Here is an 18681-nt window from a genome sequence, read left to right as displayed (position 1 = left end):
GAGTTTCGATTTCAAACAATTACCAGATGCGAGCCGTTAGAAGGCTGCTGTTAAGTTATTATGAGCTTTTTAAAGGGGATTATCGTGCGCAGATCGTGAATATCATAAAGGTGAATCATTTGCAGCATTTGGCGACTAATTTACTTAAAAGAGATAGCCCGGTGCCAAGAAAAACGATAAACGTTATCGATAACTTTTCATTATTAAACGAACCGCTTCCAGAAGATATTGTCGATAAATTGCTGCAAAGTAGTAACGAGCGAGTAGTAAAAGCTGTGCGCGAACATTTGATTCGTGTACAGGGAACTGCTGCGCTACCACAACTGTTTCATACAATGGACGAAATTTCAGATTTACAAGTTATCGAACTTTATGAAACCATTCGGAGCTTGAACGGACTGTCCCTACAGCTATTCCATTCTTACCTTTCGACTGATAATACCGACAACAAAAACATTCTAATCTTACACATTATGACTTACAAACAGGAACTTCCTCCCAAAGAGATCTTGCTTGCGTTACTTGAAAATGGTAGCGATAAGCTCAGCGCTAGAATAATAAATTCGATTGGGAAGTTGTTGTATAGAGACTTCGAACAACACCTGATAGCACTGTTTTCATATCGTAGTCAAGTTGTAAAGCTAGAAATTTTAAAAGCTCTTGGCCGCATCTCTTCTGGCAAGTCTTTATCCTTCTTGTCTTTCATATTTAAAAGTGAATCCTACTCCATCCTAATGCGTATGCACGCTTACAAATCGCTGTTGCACCTGGAAAGGAGATACTCTCATTTATCACTGCCTTCGCTCGAGGAAATACCTCTGGAATCCGATAAAATTAAGCGCTTTATAGAACAACCCCTAATCAAGTACATTTAATGGTAATTCAATTTATAGAGTACCTTTTTGGAAGCTACTCTTTTCTTTTATTCATCATCTACTTTGCCTTGTTTATCTGTGCAATGGCTGCTATTGTAAAATACGTTAGACGGACAAAAAACTGGGACCAGAACAAGTTGTCACAATCGCAGCTTGCCCCGGGAATAAGCGTGATTGCTGCGGCGTTTAACGAATCTGTAACGATCATTGATAATGTACGTTCCTTACTTACCTTGTATTATAGTAGGTTTGAAATTATCGTTGTCGATGATGGTAGCACCGACGATACCTTAGATAAATTGATCAGCGAGTTTAACTTGGTCGAAGTTTCGGATTATTATGTGCAATATAAAGTTCCCTGTGCGCCGATTCTAAAGGTTTTTCGTTCCCGGAGCAGGTCATTTCAGCGGCTCACTATCATTCATAAGGTAAACGGTGGCTGTAAAGCAGACGCGGTGAATGCAGGCTTAAATATAGCCGTGTTTCCATATATCTTAAACACCGATGTTGATTCTGTGCTATCGGCAGACACTTTGGTTGATTTGGTTGAGCCGATTTTGTCATCTGAAGACAGAGTTCTCGCTGTCGGAGCGACTTTGCGTATGTCAAATTCCTGCGTCGTAGAAGCGGGAAAGATCGAAACTATTAAACTTCCCACGAATATTCTTGTGCGGCTGCAAGAGATGGAATATGTGAGAGCCTACTTACTTGGAAAAATGGGATGGAGCCAGTTCAATGCGCTTTCGAACGTCTCAGGAGGGCTTGGGTTATTCGACAAAGAAATATTGATTGGTTCGGGTGGATATGATAAAAATTCGCTCGGTGAAGATATGGAAATCCTTATCCGCATGTGTAAATATGCCTGCGAAAATGATTTAAAATATTCGGTAAAATACATTCCTAAAACATTATGCTGGACGGAAGGTCCTGACTCATTGCGAACTTTTGCACGTCAACGGGTACGCTGGGCACGCGGCCTTTCTCAGATAATGCGGCTACACAGGGATGTTCTATTTAATGCCAAATATAAAAGGTTGGGCTTACTTGTTATGCCGTACAACCTGCTGTTCGAACTACTGGCGCCTGTCATGGAGTTACTAGGTCTGATATTTATCATTTTTATGTACAGCGTGGGCTTGATCAATATGGAAATGGCACTTCTGGTTTTGGTAATGGTATACAGCTTTTCCGTTTTTATGACGACTTATTCTATTTTACTAGATCATATGATCTACAAGTATTACGATAGTTGGGGGGAAGTGTTTAAGCTTTGTTTAATGGCTTGGATAGAACCGTTTTTCTACCACCCTATCATCGTGTATTGTAGTTTGAAAGGATATTGGCAGGAGATAAGGGGAAAGAAGCACGCTTGGGGGGCGATGCCTAGAAAAGGGACGGCGAAAAAGAAAATAATGGCTTAATGGTAAAGGTAATGATTAGAATTTCGGTATTTATTGTGTTTATCTTGGGGTTTAACGGATTTGTTGGGGCTCAGGTGAATTGGGAAGGAAGAGCATATAACCCGGATAGTTTGGTGTATACCGGCCTCCGCTATCTTAAAAACGGAGATGTCAAGCGATCCATCGATTTATCCCATGCCGTTTTGTCCAAGTACCCCGATTATGTTGATTTTACCTACATCTTGGCATCCTCATTATTGAAATCAGACCAACCCCAGAGAGCTGAAGGATATTTCCGTCAGGTACTTCTGCAAACTCCAGATTATACCGACGCGTTTTTTGGATTGTTATCGTCTTTAAACAAACAGGCTAAATTCCAGTCAATAACCCTATTGGTGGAAAGTATGCCGGACTCATTGGTGCGTACTCCCGCCTTTCGGGAATTGGCAGTCATTATCGATGCACACGAAAAGGCGCATAACGATTCGGTGAGAAGGGAGAAGGTGGATGAGCTACGTGCTCAGGCTAGGTATGTAGAAGCGATTGTACTGCTGGATTCGTTGATCGTTAATGCGGGCGAACATAGTGATGACGAGCAGATTAGAGCAGATATGTTGATCCAGAGCAAGCAATTTCAGTTGGCAGAAGTTTCTGTCGATTCCTTGCTAAAACGGCGAATTAACATGGAGAAAAATCTACGCCACAAAGCATTTTTGGTAGAGAGTAGGAAAGATTACCGCCTAGCAAGCACGGTAATGGATTCACTCGTCGCTATCGATTTCGCGAATCAAAGCTATAAGAAGCAAAGGGCATTTTATCAGGATAATATTGACTATAAATATTATGCTCAGTTGGAACAAAATATAATTACTTATGACCGGCCACAACAGACATTCTTGATGACCACAATGGCTTTAGGTTATAAAGTGAAACCTTCTTGGACGCTTATTGGACAAAGCAGCTGGGCAGATCTACGCAACGGCGACGGGTTTCAATATCAACTTGATAGCTGGATGACACACAATTCGACACTGTACAGCTACGCGAGTGCTGCCTATTCAAATGCCGCCGCCTTTACACGATGGCGACTTGCCTACACGCTATATAAGGAATTTCCAGGCTGGCTTGTAGATGCCGGGGCACGATATATGGTACCTCAAATAGGTGATGGAAACTTTACAGGTGTACTGTCGGTTGGGAAGTTCATATCGAACAACCTTTTTTACCTACGTTCTTTTTGGACGTACGACACACAGCGCCTAGAAAAGGCTTTTTCTCTGACATGGCGACATTATTATAACGAAAGTAAACCAGAGACGTATTTTACTATAATCGGAAATATCGGTACCTCGCCCGATGATCGAGACCGCTACCAGTTTTATAATAATCCCTCGGTTTTTAAGTCGTATAGTCTCACCATGGGGCTACAACATCGCGTGAATAAATATGTATTGGCGACGAATGGTTCTTGGGGGATGTACAAGATTAATGATTCTGACTATTTGAATCAATATAATTTAAGTCTGTCTATAAAACGTTATTTTTAAGTATGCGGATTTTAATGCTCCTATTCATGGCAATATCGATTAATGGTTTCTCGCAACAATTAGACATTGTTAAACACGGGAAAAGCAACTACGTTTTAGTTGTGGAGAAAGCCGATCCTATAAGCACTCAAGCGGCAGAGGTCCTACAAACTTATTTACATCGAGCGACTGGATGCCACATCCCAATTGTCCAGAGCCGACAGGTGGGTGTTAAACATATCGTCGTTGAGGCTAGCTTACGACGAGATGCCGAGGAAAGCTATCATATTCAGCGCGAGGGTGAAGATCTTTATTTCCACGGGCAGGGCCGGGGAGTTTTGTTTGGCGTATACCGATTTATCGAGGATCGTATTGGTGCACGAAAATGGTATATGGGCGCTGAAAATACCTTCGTCCCTAAGCTGAACGACGTATCTGTGCCAGCGGGATATAAACTGCAAAGTGCACCAGCATTTCTGTTCCGTGAGGTTTATTTCCCTATCGAAGCTGATCAAGAGTATCTCGATTGGCATGGTCTGCATAATTTAGAGAATCTATGGGGATTATGGGGTCATACGTTTGATAAACTCCTTCCAGCCAAAGAATACTTTGGCTATCACCCCGAGTATTTTGCTTATTTTCAAGGAAAACGTAGGCCCAACCAACTATGTCTTTCCAGCCCTGAGGTACTCCACCTGGTTAAGGATAAACTTCGACAATTAATTGAGGCGAACCCAACGGCGAAATATTGGTCAATTAGTCCCAACGATGATATTGGGCATTGTCAATGTGACCGTTGTACACAAACCGACAAGGAAGAGGGCGGACCACAAGGATCGCTGATCAAGTTTATTAATGCTATAGCTAAGGATTTTCCCGAAAATAATTTTACCACTCTGGCGTATACCTATAGTGCTAATCCGCCGTTGAACTTGAAAACGGAGCCGAACGTGTATGTGATGCTGAGTACTATCGATTCGAAACGAAGTCTTCCGATAGCTCAGGATCCATCATCAGCGACATTCCGCTCTCAGCTGAAACGCTGGAACGACCGAACGGATCACCTCTTTATTTGGGATTACTATACCCAGTTTACAAACTATCTAGCACCGTTCGCACAATGGGGAACGCTTCAAAAGAATTTGCTTTATTACCATGAGCAAGGTGTTCAGGGAGTCTTCGCACAAGGTAGTGGTGCCACATATAGCGATATGGCAGAGCTGAAAGCCTATTTGTTGGCGAAACTGTTATGGGATCCTTCACTGGATGAAACACGGCTAACAAACGAGTTTGTAACTGGATATTACGGTTCTGCGTCAACCTTTGTTTTACAATACATGCAGGCGATGACGAAAAATATTAGGGAGCAACAAGTGAGCCTAGATATCTACGCGAATCCCATTGATAATCGGGCAGATTATCTGTCGCCAAAGTACATGGACAGCTATAGTAGTATACTTGATAAAGCAGAGGCAGCTGTTGAAGAGGATAGTTTGCGAACGGATCGAATTCGCCGATTACGGATGAGCCTTGAATATGTTTTTCTTCAGCAGGCACGTACTTATGGGTTACAACGACATGGTATATTTCAGTTACAAGCCGACGGTAGTTGGCACGCTCGTCCGTTGGTTTTAGAGAAGATATCGCGCTTTGCCGAGCACGCGGCTTCATCAGGTGTAACGGAGGTTGCTGAGTCAAACGGGGACCTAAAGGGTTATCTACAAGAGTGGAAGGCTATTCTTGATGCTGGTGTGCGTAAAAATAAGGCCACAAAAGGCAACATTAAGCTTACTTTTCCATTTGTTGAGGACTATCCTGCCAATAAAGAGAGTACGCTAAATGATGGTACGCCCGGTTATCTGGACTATAGCTATAACTGGTTGCTATTCAATAAAAATATTTGTGAAGCAACACTTAGCTTTGATAAGCCAGTTGTAGTTAAAAAAATTGAAGTTACATTCCTACAGGATGCTCGCCATTGGATTTTTTTGCCTAAAACGGTTAAAATTTATGTGTCGGAAGATGGAAATACGTTCCATGAGAAATTTATACGTGAACTCGAGAGTCCGTCTGAGGATTATTCGCGAGAGAAGGTCGGATTTTCCGTTGATATTAATGAGGAACATGTTAAAGCGATCAAAGTATATGGCGAACCGTTCGGTGAACTACCCGAGTGGCGCTACCATAAGAGTAAGACACCAAGTATCGCAATCGATGAAATATGGGTGGACTAAATCGCCTCCATAGGGAACCATTATTTACCAACTAAACGAAAATTATCGTGCCCATTAAGACAACAACTGCAATAAGGAAAATCTTGATAATCTGTTTGGTTATTTCATTCGCCATACTCATTGGAACGTTTTTCTTTCAATATAATCAATATAAAAAAGTGGAGAATAGATTGACCAATGCTTATGCGTCCGTCACTTTGAAAGCTCCCCGGCTATACCAATTGTTTTCTGTATTTAGTGAAGCCGATAACTTATTTAGGTTGTATACTTTAAATTACAGTCCCCAGGAATTTAAAAATTACCGTTCAAAATTGGATACTCTTAAGCTCGTTATTGATTCTGTGCGAAATGAGTCATTCCTGAAACGCGCCAATACCGTCGAGGTGGACCTGGTGATCGATAGCGCAGCAGCGTTAGAATTTGCTCAGCTTAGGAGGCAAGTAGACGAAATTATACTTTTCGCGCAAGACACGTTGCAACCGCTAAATGAGCGGCAAACGTTGTCTATTACGGCGCCAACCGTGATTAAATCGGACTCTATTATTAATCGTATTCTAAATGATACGCTTCACCAGAAAATGCTCCATCAGGATACTATTGTGGTTAAGAAGAAACGATTAATCCAACGCATTTTCAACAATAAAAATGATACGTTGGTGTATAACAACTCGGATGCAATTCTTAATATTAATCAAATAGATTTAGTACAACGTCATATAGATCGTTTGGTAACGACAAACGATAAGATATATCGTCGCAACCTCGATGGACTTAAGAATTCTTTTGAATTATTACGTATCAAAGAACGTAAACTTATCGATGCAAACTTTTCGCTATTGGAGAATCTAAAGTCCAGGATAGAAAATTTGGAACGGAACGAGCTCAACAAAATCCGGGAGGCTGAGCAGCAAGATTTCTCTCTCTATAAAAAAAACACCCGAATATTTAAGAATCAACTGCTTTTAAGCCTAGGGATAATTTTCATTATGATAATGTTTCTGGTATATTATCAACGAACCGTTGCGCGCTACGAGCAAAGTCTTGAGCAGGAACGCGACTATGCCTCCCGGATAGCTGAAGAAAAGTCAAGTATTCTAGCGAATATTAGCCATGAGGTTCGTACTCCTTTAAATAGTTTAATCGGCGTGATCGACCGATTGAAAGGTGTGGGGCGCACGAATGGATTGGATCGTAATCTTATCGATGAGGTTCTGTATGACACCCATGTCATCAATAATACGGTCGTCGATATTTTGAATCTTAGCAAGCTCGAAACTCAGGGGCAAGAGATTGATCTTGAGTACATCTGTCCACACCGGATTATAGAGGATATTATTATGCTGCACCAGTATCCTTTAAACGTGAAAGCTCTACATTTTATTAATGAGAATCAAATCGATCCTTCTTTAATGATTAATAGTAATGCTTTTTGTTTCAAACAGATTGTTTCCAATTTATTGTCAAATGCGATCAAATATACTAGGCAAGGAACAATTCGGCTTTCTTCCCGGCTTATGGAAAAAGATGGTGTAACAACAATTATAGTCAAAGTCAGCGATACAGGAATGGGCATTCCACGAGAGAAGCTCGGGCTTGTTTTCAGAAAATACTACGTAGTGGATCCGAAAAACAAAGCTAAAGGATTTGGTTTAGGCCTACATATTAGTCAGGTACTAGCGAATCTATTGAAAGGTAACATTAGCGTGAAATCGACGGTGGACAAGGGATCCGTTTTTAAATTTGAATGTCCGGCGGAAGTTGCTGAAGTAGTTCATCAAGAGCCGCGGGCCAAGAACATTCCTCGTGAAACGCGTATTGTAATAATTGACGATAACAAGATAAACCTCTTTCTAATAGAGCAGTTCTTGAGCGGCCTGCCCCATGTTCGTCTGTTCGATAGCAGCCTAGAAGGTTTAAACTACATAATGAATAATGAAGTTGATATTGTTATAACAGACATCGAAATGCCCGATTTTGATGGGTGGAAATTACTTGAGGAAATCAAAAATACTCCTCATTTAGCGCATATTAAGGTGTTGGCGGCCACCGCAGAACTGGAATTGTTGAAAACCCGTAGGAACCAAGTTCAAAACGATTTTGATGCCGTATTACAAAAGCCGTTATCAGAAGATGGCCTTGTTGACAATATCGTAAAAGCATCAAATGCAGATTAATAGGATTCATTAGATTGCGATCGGAATTCCAGCGATGAAATTTAATGGTAAAAAGCTGCCTAGTCTCTGCTTATGAAAATTTAGGGGCTAACGACCACCAACAGTTACATAGCTATGGAGCAAGGATTCTAACGCTATCAGGTTGGCAGATTCCCTGTATTAACCCTGTCCGTATAGATGATCCTTTTGCCTATATTTGTTTTCAGAAAATAATCAGACTATCAAACAGATTATTTTCTGAGCAAACTAGACTTATGGATACAAAGGTAATACTAGTCACCGGAGGAGCCGGTTTTATTGGATCTCATGTTGTGCGAGAGTTCGTACGTAAATACCCCCATTATCAAATTATCAATCTTGATGCATTGACTTACGCGGGTAATTTGGAGAATCTGAAAGATGTACAAGATGCTAACAATTATACGTTCGTGAAAGCGGATATAACCGATGCAGCTGATGTATTAAGGATATTTCGTACCTATGAGCCCGATGGTGTTATTCACCTAGCGGCGGAATCACATGTCGACCGGTCTATTGATAGTCCGCTAACTTTCGTGATGACGAACGTGATTGGCACGGTAAATTTACTCAATGCGGCCAAGGAGGTTTGGCAGAATAATTATACAGGTAAGCGTTTTCATCATGTCTCAACCGACGAGGTGTACGGTACGCTTGGTGAAATCGGATTATTTACCGAGGATACCGCATATGACCCTCATTCTCCATATTCAGCTTCAAAGGCCTCCTCTGATCATTTTGTTCGAGCTTATCACGATACATACGGCTTGCCGATAGTAGTAACTAATTGCTCGAATAATTACGGGCCGAACCACTTCCCGGAAAAACTTATCCCGCTTTGCATTAATAATATTATTCATAACAAACCACTTCCCATCTACGGAGATGGGAAATATACCCGTGACTGGTTATATGTAATTGATCATGCTAAGGCAATAGATCTTGTATATCATAATGGAAAAAATGGAGAGGCCTATAATATTGGAGGCTTTAATGAATGGCAAAACATTCAGCTGGTAATCGAGCTCTGCCGTCAGATGGATGAAAAATTAGGCCGCGAACCCGGGACATCGCAGAAACTTATTACTTTTGTTAAGGATAGACCCGGACACGATTTGCGATATGCTATAGATGCAAGCAAGGTACAAAAAGAGTTAGGGTACTCTCCTTCAGTAAGTTTTGAAGAAGGTTTGGCGCAGACCATCGATTGGTTTTTAAATAACAAAGAGTGGTTAGAGCGCGTGACCTCTGGTGAGTACCAGAAATATTATCAAATTCAATATAAAAAGTAACATGCTAAGCTGCTTGCTGAAGGAAACATTTTGCAAGGGCAGTACAAATATTAGAAATGAAAATAACACAAACCAAGCTGAAGGGCTGTTATATACTTGAACCTACGAAAATCGGTGATTCCAGAGGGTATTTTTTTGAAAGCTTTAATTCTCGTAAGTTTACTGAATTGACAGGGGAGCAAGTAGATTTCTTGCAAGACAATCAATCCTTTTCGACCAAAGGGGTGCTCCGTGGTTTACATGCCCAAGCGGGTGAGCATTCGCAGGCAAAACTTGTACGCGTCTTGCAGGGGACGGTGCTTGATGTAGTGGTTGATGCACGCGCCGATTCCCCCACTTTTGGTCAGCATGAAACCATTGAAATCAGTGCAGAGAATAACTTGCAGGTTTTCATACCGCGCGGCTTTTTGCACGGCTTCGTCGTACTGAGCGAATCCGCTACTTTTTTCTACAAGTGTGATAACTTTTATAACAAAGAATCAGAATGCGGAGTTAAATTTGATGATCCTGCATTAGGAATTGACTGGCGATTGGCGCATGATGAGTTGATCATTTCCGATAAAGATCAATTATTGCCGTCTTTTAAAGAGGTTTTTCCCGGACAATTAAACGTTCAATTAAAAAATAAATAAAACAACACCGGCAGAAAATATGAAGATACTGGTTACAGGAGCAAATGGACAATTAGGCACAGCTCTTAGAACAATACTGGAACAGCGTGATGATGTGCAATCATTTTTTCTTTCTAGGAAGGAGATGCCTTTGGAGCATACTGCCATTCTGCAGGATGTGCTGGGGATGTATCAGCCCGATCTTATTATTCATGCTGCCGCTTATACGGCTGTAGATAAAGCTGAGTCTGAGGTTACTCTCGCTGATCAGGTCAACCATCTCGCCTGTGAAGAGATCGCTCAGTATTGCCGCCTACATGGCGCCCGGTTGGTCATGGTATCCACCGATTACGTATTCGATGGCACCGCCGTGCAGCCGCAGTCAGAGCACGCAGATGTAAACCCGATAAATATTTACGGTAAAACGAAACTTCTCGGTGAATACGCGGTTCAGAAATGGGCTCCCGAATATATGATTATTCGCACCTCTTGGGTCTACTCAGAAACAGGGAACAACTTCGTAAATACCATGTTACGTCTTCTTTCTGAGCGCGATGAGATTTCCGTGGTTGCGGATCAAATCGGCTCGCCAACCTATGCAGGAGACCTTGCCGCAGCGATTATCCAGCTTATCAATCAACCCAACTGGGAGAACGGTATATTCAATTATAGCAACCAAGGTGAGATCTCCTGGTACGATTTTGCTAGCGCTATTAAGGAGATAAAAGAGTTTGCTTGTGCAGTGAAACCTATCACGACTTCGGAGTATCCGACGGCGGCCAAGCGCCCTGCCTACTCTGTATTAGATACTGCTAAGATACGCGCCAGAGGTGTTGCGGTGCCTAATTGGCGCGATAGTCTGAAAGTTTGTTTAAGCAGTTTCGACACCAATATCCAAATACGTTAAACATGAAAGGAATAATATTAGCCGGAGGATCCGGAACGAGATTGTACCCACTGACTTTAGCTGTTTCCAAACAGATGATGCCGGTTTACGACAAGCCTATGATCTATTATCCGCTCTCCACACTCATGCTTGCGGGTATAAAAGACATTATGATCATTTCCACTCCGCAGGATTTGCCTAACTTCCAAAGACTACTAGGAGACGGTTCACGAATAGGGTGTTCCTTTTCCTATAAAGTGCAGCCCTCACCTGACGGTCTAGCGCAAGCATTTATCTTAGCCGAAGATTTTATTGGATCGGATAAAGTCGCATTGATATTAGGTGATAATATTTTCTACGGATCGGGACTTTCGGTATTACTGCAGTCGTGTGCGCAGATCGATGGAGGTTGTATCTTTGCTTACCAGGTGCAGGACCCAGAACGTTACGGAGTAGTTGAATTCGATGAGAACAATAACGTAATTTCTATTGAGGAGAAGCCACAGAGTCCTAAATCCAATTATGCAGTTCCTGGTTTGTATTTTTATGATAATGACGTGGTTGCAATAGCTAAAGCTGTAAAACCTTCCGCTCGTGGCGAACTGGAGATAACTGACGTGAACAAAGAATATTTAAAACGCGGGGCTTTGAAAGTAGCGATCTTTAATCGAGGGACGGCTTGGCTTGATACAGGAACAATTCAATCGTTAATGCAGGCAGGCCAGTTTGTCCAGGTAATCGAGGAGCGTCAGGGTATGAAAATTGGTGCCATTGAAGAGGTCGCCTATCGCATGGGCTATATCGATAAGAAACAATTGCTGGCGATAGCAGATACGCTTGTAAAAAGCGGATATGGTGATTATCTACGCCGTTTGGTTCAATAAGGAGTCCTATTCCGGTCCCGCTCTGAGGACCGAAAAATGTATCAGGCTGTAGGCGTACGTAAAGCGAGGCAATTTTCAGCGTTATGATCATTTTTGATGCAGCATTGTCTTAGCGTCCATCTCAAAGACGCTTTTTATGTTACATCTATATTAACATAATGTAAATATTTTTACAAAATATTTTAAGTCCTAAATAATATGTAATTTAACTTCAAAATTAGCTTTTCATGGCCACCGGAGATCCAATTATAGACGAACATACGTTGCTGCAGAGAATGCGGGCTGGAGATTCTGAGGCTTTTGAGGCAATCTATCTTCGATATAGCGGTGTCCTGTATAGCCATGCCGCTAAACAGCTCAAAAGTCAGGACGGTGCTAAGGATATTGTACACGACATCTTTATGAATCTTTGGAACAACCGTGCCGATCTTCATATATCAGGCGCGCTGGCATCTTATCTATTTCAGTCGGTTCGAAATCGCGTCATTAACATCAAGTTAAAGGATCATCGTTATCAAGAATACATTTCTTCTTTTTCTACTTTCTTAATAAACTTTCAATCCGGAACCGACTACCTGGTGCGGGAAAAAATATTGACGGAATTGATTGAAACCGAAATAGCATCGCTTCCACCCAAGATGAAGCAAGTATTTGAACTTAGCCGAAAAGAGGGATTGTCACATAAAGAAATAGCATTATATCTTCATATAACCGAGCAAAGTGTTCGTAGTCATATCAAAGGCGCTCTTCGCATACTACGTCTTCGTCTAGGCGTCGTTATTTTATCAATTCTTTTGACAGGAATTTAATTTTTATTTTTTTTACCCCCCTACACTGTGTTCGCTTGTCTTACTTTTAGACCACATTATACTAAAAGAGAAGATATTGAAGGAGTCATATAAAATCGCGAAAGAGATATTAGATCGTTACCTGAACGGGCAGTGCAACGAAGAGGAGGCACGGCTGGTTGAGAAGTGGTATAATCAATCGGGTGATCCTGTAGAGAATTTCGATACAGACCTTGCGCAGAAGCATTTAGGTGAAGTGTGGCGCGATCTTAATGCTTCAACCAAAAAGCCGAAAATTATTGGATTTAAAAAGATTGCTTATGCCGCTGCCTGTCTTGTGATACTTCTTGGTTTGGGCATATACCTCGATACTGAACAAAACGCAAAGAAAACCAATCTACCCCATGCATCTGCTTGGCTAGCAGAACCTGTTGATCAAGCAATCTTAACACTTGCAGACGGGAGCATTGTTAAATTAGATAGCCTGCAAGTGGGGCAGAGATTATCGCAACAGGGGGTTATCATAACTAAACAGCAAGACGGTACAGTAACATACCAAACAGATAGCAGTTATCCGCCAAAAACGCAGGGAACATTCAATACGATCACTACGCCGAGGGGTAAGCAGTATTCCATTTTATTACCGGATGATTCCAGGGTATGGCTGAATGCTGCTTCAACGATCCGTTTTCCTGTAGTTTTTTCGGAAACCCGCCGCGGAGTTGAACTTTCTGGAGAAGGTTTTTTTGAGGTGGAATCGGATCCAACAAGACCGTTCGTCGTAAGTTCAAAAAATCAGCAGACAACCGTCAAAGGGACAAAATTTAACATTAATGCCTATCCTGAGGATTCCAAAATGACCACGACATTGCTTGAAGGCGCGGTGTTGGTAAGCATAAGTGAGCAAGGTAATAATAACTTAGAACAAATATTGTTACACCCCAACGAACAGATTGTTGCCGATGGTCTAACGTTTGAAAAAAAGAGGGTAGATGCGTCACACTTTGCCTCATGGAAGGATGGTAAATTTATCTATGATAACAGCCCTCTTGAAACAGTAATGCTCCAGTTGGCTCGTTGGTATGATGTACAAATTGACTATGTCGACGATATTCAGGGTATATCGTTTACCGGATCGTTATCGAAGTCTGACAATATAATAGATGTGTTGCGAAAAATATCATTAACCGAAAGTGTACACTTTGAAATCAAAGGAAGGAGGGTTATGGTTACACGCTGACAGAGTAACGATGACCAAAAAAAACCGGATTCCGATTGCGACGGAACCCGGAATTAATCTTTGAGTGTCATCAACCAAGTCGAAACTACTACATTTTAACTTAATTATTTACCCAAAAATAGATTCAAATATATGGATTATTATCATAACATAGGGATGCGCCTGTTCAGGCGATATGCATCCTTATTTATACGAAACGGGATTATTATGAGGATACAATTCCTAGCAATTGCATTTTTTGTGTTAGTGATTCAGCTACAAGCCTATGATTTAAAGGGTCAACGTCTGACTTTAGATGCCAAAGGTATGTCGTTGGAGCGGGTGCTAAAGGAGATCAAAAAGCAAACTTCTTGTGACCTTTTGTATAATCCCAAATTACTCAATAAATACGCTGTTCCTGTTAATTTTCAAATTAAAAAGGGGGACCTAGGGGAAGTGCTCACGTCGATATTCGAGAAGCAACCGGCACTTGCCTATGCCCTCGATGAAAAGACGGTTATTATTCGTCCCAAACCAGCGAAAAATGGAACACGCCTGCGGGTTGCTCCGAGCCAGCAGCGTGTTCAAGGTTCAGTAAAAAATCAATCAGGAGAAGCACTAACAGGTGTCAGCATTCTGGTAAAAGGAACAAGTGCTGGTACTCTGACGGATGAAAATGGGAACTATTCGATCGAAGTTCCTCCGACTAGTACCTTGATTTTTAGCTTCGTTGGCTTCCTCTCGCGAGAGGAAGTAGTAGCGGGGCGATCTGAAGTAAACGTGATTTTAACCATGAGTAGTGATGAACTCTCTGAAGTGGTTGTCGTTGGATACGGTGTACAGAAAAAGGTAAACCTAACAGGCTCAGTTTCTGCTATACAGGGAGAAGAGATCGCAAGAAAACCGGTCGGTCAAGCCTCAGCCGCACTGCAAGGCTTAGTCCCGGGATTGACAGTCCGTCAGCAATCCGGGCAGCCTGGACGTGATGCCGGCAACCTATTAATCCGTGGGGTTGGGACTTTAGGAAGCGGGATGGGGCCGCTGGTACTTGTTGACGGTGTAGAAGCTAGTATTAACAATGTCGATCCCAGTGATATTGAAAGCGTTTCTGTTCTTAAAGATGCATCTTCCGCGGCTATTTATGGTTCGCGTGCTGCAGGAGGAGTGATACTAGTCACGACCAAACGTGCCAAGGCACCAGGAGTACACATCGACTATAGCACCTATGGTGGTTGGCAAATGCCAACAGACTACACGGACCTAGTTGATGGATTGGAGCATATGACGCTTATAAACGAAGCCTATACGAACACGGGGAGGGATCCTTTATATACCGATGCGGTGATAGAAGAATATACCCTCGGAAGAGAGACCGATCCCGACCGCTATCCGGATACCGATTGGCAAGCGCTAACGATGAAATCTAGCGGATTTATGCAGAATCACCATTTAGGGATTAGTTCATCTACGGACCGCCTGAAAGTTTTCGGTTCTTTGAACTACATCGATCAAGATGGTATAATCGATAACACTAACTTTAAGCGCTACAGCCTTCGCTTAAATACGGATTTCCAGATAAGTGAGAAATGGAGTGCAGCGATGGATCTTTTTCTTGTTCGTAGCGATCTTACGGAACCGGCTTCTGGCACGGCAAATATATTTCACTGGATGCGGCGGATTCCGGCGAATCAGCCTGGTATTTTTACAAATGGGCAGTACGGCGAGGGGTGGAATGGAGATAATCCAATGGCCAAAGCGAAGATCGGCGGTTTAAATCAAGTACAACCGATTTCCTCGATTGCTAATCTTGATTTAAAATATCAACCAGTGGATTGGTTGAAAATAAATCTCGTTTACTCGCCAAAATTTCAGACGACACATAACAAAAAGTTCTCAGACATTATTCAGACCTATAATTGGGATGGTACCGAGAGTTACGCAAAACCAACACGAAATTCTCTGACGGAGAGCTATGACCATTTTTGGTACAACAATATTCGGGCGGTGATCACCTTCGATAAGAAAATCGCAGAACATCATCAGCTAACGGTATTGGGGGGATATCAGCAGGAAGATCAAAAGAACAATGAGTTATCCGCTTATCGGGAGGTATTCCTTCTTCCTAATTTTCAAGAAATAGACGCAGGAAATCGCGAGAATGAACGTACCGGTGGTAACGCTTCTCATTGGTCGTTACGCTCCTTTTTTGGGCGCATAAATTACAATTATAAAGAGAAATATCTATTCGAAGCAAACGGACGTTATGATGGTTCATCACGTTTTGCTACGCAGAATAAATTTTCTTTTTTCCCTTCCTTTTCCGCCGGATGGAGGGTTTCACAGGAGCCTTTCATGGAATCGTTGTCGCATATAATAAGCGATATGAAAATTCGCGGATCATGGGGGAAGCTCGGTAATCAAGATATTGGTCTTTATCCATTTGCTGCTTTCGTTTCTATTGGTAATAACAATTATACATTCGATGACCGTATATATACCGGTGCGGCGCTGAACACCATGGCAAATGCAGGAATCCGATGGGAAACGACGTCTGTTAGCGACTTGGGACTGGATCTGACCTTGTGGTCCAAGTTGAATATCACAGCCGACTATTTCTATAGAAAGACGACCGATATCTTGCTCCAGTTGGATATACCGAAATCAATCGGCTTAGGAGCACCCTATCAGAATGCCGGTGTAATGGAAAACAAAGGGTGGGAAGTGGCGACAAGCTACCGCGATGCCGTAGGTGACTTTAAATACGGCGTTACAGTTAATCTGTCTGACGTTAAGAATAAAATCCTTGATATGCGGGGGGTACAGCGCACGGGCCTTCAGGTGAATCATGAAGGCTACCCGATGAATTCTCTGTATGGGTATGAAGCAATCGGCTACTTCAAGGATGCGGCTGAAGTGGAAGGTCACGCTAAACAGTTTGGTTCCGTTGCACCAGGTGATTTAAAATACAAAGATCAGAACAGCGATGGCAAAATTGATAATCAAGATGAAATAATCATGGGTAGTCATCTGCCTCGTTATACCTACAGTACCAACATTGATCTCGCTTATAAAAATATTGACTTTTCGCTCTTCCTGCAGGGCGTCGGCAAAGCGAAGGGTTATCTTTATCGTCAAGGAATAATGCCCTTTTATGAAGGTGGGACGGTGCAAGATCAACATAAGGACCGCTGGACGCAAGATAATACCGACGCCGCATTTCCACGGTTAGCATTTAATGAGATTAACAATATTCAAAACTCGACCTTTTGGATGAGAAATGCTTCTTATCTACGCGTAAAAAATATACAAGTCGGATATACTCTCCCAATTTCACAAGGACTCAAAGAGCATATCAAAGGCTTAAGGATTTATGCGAGTGGACAAAACCTATTTACATTTGACAACTACTGGGAAGGTTACGACCCGGAAGGCCCTGTCGGCGATGGATCTTGGTATCCACAAATGAAAGTTTATACGGTAGGATTGAATGTTAAGCTATAAACCAACAATCATGAAAAATAAATTTTTCCTCTATATAATAAATATTGCTTGGGTAATGGTATTATCCTGCGATGATAAATATTTGGAACGCTATCCATTGGACAGCCCTTCCGATGAGACATTCATAACAAATGAAGCGGAGTTAGAGATGGCGGTGACCGGTGTTTACAATGCGCTATGGTACTCTTTCTCGGGAACACCATTTTCTCTTGTTTTAGATTACACCTCTGATATAGGATGGGACAGAAATACCAACGATATGCAAGTGCTGGCACTGGGTGTTGGTAATCCCGATAATACATTTGTTAGTGATGTTTGGAAGCACTTCTATGCTGGAATCTCTCGCTGTAATAATATATTAGATAAGGCAGAGGGTATCCGGGGTATAGTTCCAGAAGATAAATTTAACCAACTTGTGGCCGAGACACGCTTTTTTAGAGCATATTATTATTTCTATCTAAATGAATTGTATGGTGGGGTTCCTCTTGTGACACACATGTTGACTTTAGAAGAATCGCAGACACCTCGATCGACCAAAGAAGAAGTAACTAATTTTATTCTATCGGAGTTGGATTTAGCAAAGCCACATCTACTTAAAGATACCCACGCGACAAATAGAGGGCGTGTAAACCTTGCATCGGCTCTTGCCTTAACGTCGAGGGTGGCTTTGTACAATGAAAGGTGGGAGGACGCTGCAGCGGCGGCAAAAGAGGTTATGAGCCTCGGCACATATACCTTACACGACGATTTTAGTGAATTGTTTTCTTATGCTGGTGAAACTTCTAAAGAAATAATTTTGAGCGCCCAATATGAACAAGGTTTACAGGTACACGCCATATCTAACCAATTTTTTTCACGTCTAGCCAAAGGCTTCTCGGGAAAGATTCCCGTCCAATCGATGGTAGACTCTTACGAATGTCTCGACGGCAAACCGATCGATCAGTCCGAAATGTACGATCCGAAAAAACCATTTGAAAACCGTGATCCACGGCTAACTCAAACAATTGTGTTGCCACAGACAAGGTTTATTGGTTATATGTTTGAAACCCATCCCGATAGTCTTATGACTTGGAATTTTAACACCACACCAGCTACCCGTGTCTCAAACACTGATGTAACAAATGCATACGCTACCTTTTCGGGTTATCTGTGGCGTAAATATGCAGACATCGCTGATCGTGATAGTCCAGCAAATTCTGATATTGACATTATATTATTTAGGTATGCTGAGGTGTTATTAAATTATGCCGAAGCGAAAATCGAAGCTAATCAA

General features: G+C 42.0%; 13 protein-coding genes. All 13 read left to right on the top strand.

Annotation, left to right across the window (positions count from 1 at the left end):
- Positions 1–875, top strand: an 875-nt coding sequence (locus HP439_RS10470; protein ID WP_216657821.1) for a HEAT repeat domain-containing protein, incomplete at its 5' end; no start/stop codon positions are given.
- Positions 875–2296 (top strand): glycosyltransferase family 2 protein, encoded by a 1422-nt coding sequence (locus tag HP439_RS10465; RefSeq protein ID WP_172390287.1) that lies wholly within the window; start codon positions 875–877, stop codon positions 2294–2296. The genes HP439_RS10470 and HP439_RS10465, both read left to right, overlap by 1 nt.
- An 11-nt stretch (positions 2297–2307) precedes the next feature.
- Positions 2308–3822: a YaiO family outer membrane beta-barrel protein gene (locus HP439_RS10460; protein ID WP_172390286.1), complete on the top strand. Its 1515-nt coding sequence runs from the start codon at positions 2308–2310 to the stop codon at positions 3820–3822.
- 26 nt (positions 3823–3848) lie between these two features.
- Positions 3849–6035 carry a DUF4838 domain-containing protein gene (locus HP439_RS10455; protein WP_172390285.1) on the top strand — a complete coding sequence of 729 codons (2187 nt, stop codon included), beginning with the start codon at positions 3849–3851 and terminating at the stop codon, positions 6033–6035.
- Between the two features lie 158 nt (positions 6036–6193).
- Positions 6194–8209, top strand: a complete 2016-nt coding sequence (locus tag HP439_RS19665) for an ATP-binding protein (protein ID WP_172390284.1) — start codon at positions 6194–6196, stop codon at positions 8207–8209.
- Positions 8210–8463: 254 nt separating this feature from the next.
- The gene (gene rfbB, locus HP439_RS10445) at positions 8464–9519 is read left to right on the top strand and encodes a dTDP-glucose 4,6-dehydratase (RefSeq protein WP_172390283.1); all 1056 of its coding nucleotides are present in this window, start codon (positions 8464–8466) and stop codon (positions 9517–9519) included.
- Positions 9520–9575: 56 nt separating this feature from the next.
- On the top strand, positions 9576–10151 hold the full coding sequence (rfbC, locus tag HP439_RS10440; protein ID WP_172390282.1) for a dTDP-4-dehydrorhamnose 3,5-epimerase: 576 nt from the start codon (positions 9576–9578) through the stop codon (positions 10149–10151).
- Positions 10152–10170: 19 nt separating this feature from the next.
- The gene (gene rfbD, locus HP439_RS10435) at positions 10171–11037 is read left to right on the top strand and encodes a dTDP-4-dehydrorhamnose reductase (protein WP_172390281.1); all 867 of its coding nucleotides are present in this window, start codon (positions 10171–10173) and stop codon (positions 11035–11037) included.
- 2 nt (positions 11038–11039) lie between these two features.
- Positions 11040–11900: a glucose-1-phosphate thymidylyltransferase RfbA gene (rfbA, locus tag HP439_RS10430; protein ID WP_172390280.1), complete on the top strand. Its 861-nt coding sequence runs from the start codon at positions 11040–11042 to the stop codon at positions 11898–11900.
- Positions 11901–12127: 227 nt separating this feature from the next.
- A complete protein-coding gene (locus HP439_RS10425; RefSeq protein WP_172390279.1) occupies positions 12128–12709 on the top strand; it encodes an RNA polymerase sigma factor in 582 nt (193 codons plus the stop codon).
- Between the two features lie 76 nt (positions 12710–12785).
- Positions 12786–13928, top strand: coding sequence for a FecR domain-containing protein (locus HP439_RS10420; protein WP_172390278.1), 1143 nt, complete (start codon positions 12786–12788; stop codon positions 13926–13928).
- 207 nt (positions 13929–14135) lie between these two features.
- Positions 14136–17408, top strand: coding sequence for a SusC/RagA family TonB-linked outer membrane protein (locus HP439_RS10415; RefSeq protein WP_172390277.1), 3273 nt, complete (start codon positions 14136–14138; stop codon positions 17406–17408).
- A gap of 10 nt (positions 17409–17418) precedes the next feature.
- Positions 17419–18681 (top strand): RagB/SusD family nutrient uptake outer membrane protein (locus tag HP439_RS10410; RefSeq protein ID WP_172390276.1); only part of this gene is annotated, 1263 nt, incomplete at its 3' end.

The sequence above is a fragment of the Sphingobacterium shayense genome (assembly GCF_013179575.1).
Taxonomy (GTDB): domain Bacteria; phylum Bacteroidota; class Bacteroidia; order Sphingobacteriales; family Sphingobacteriaceae; genus Sphingobacterium; species Sphingobacterium shayense.
Note: the sequence above shows the minus strand (reverse complement) of the source record. Positions and strands in the feature narration are given on the sequence as shown.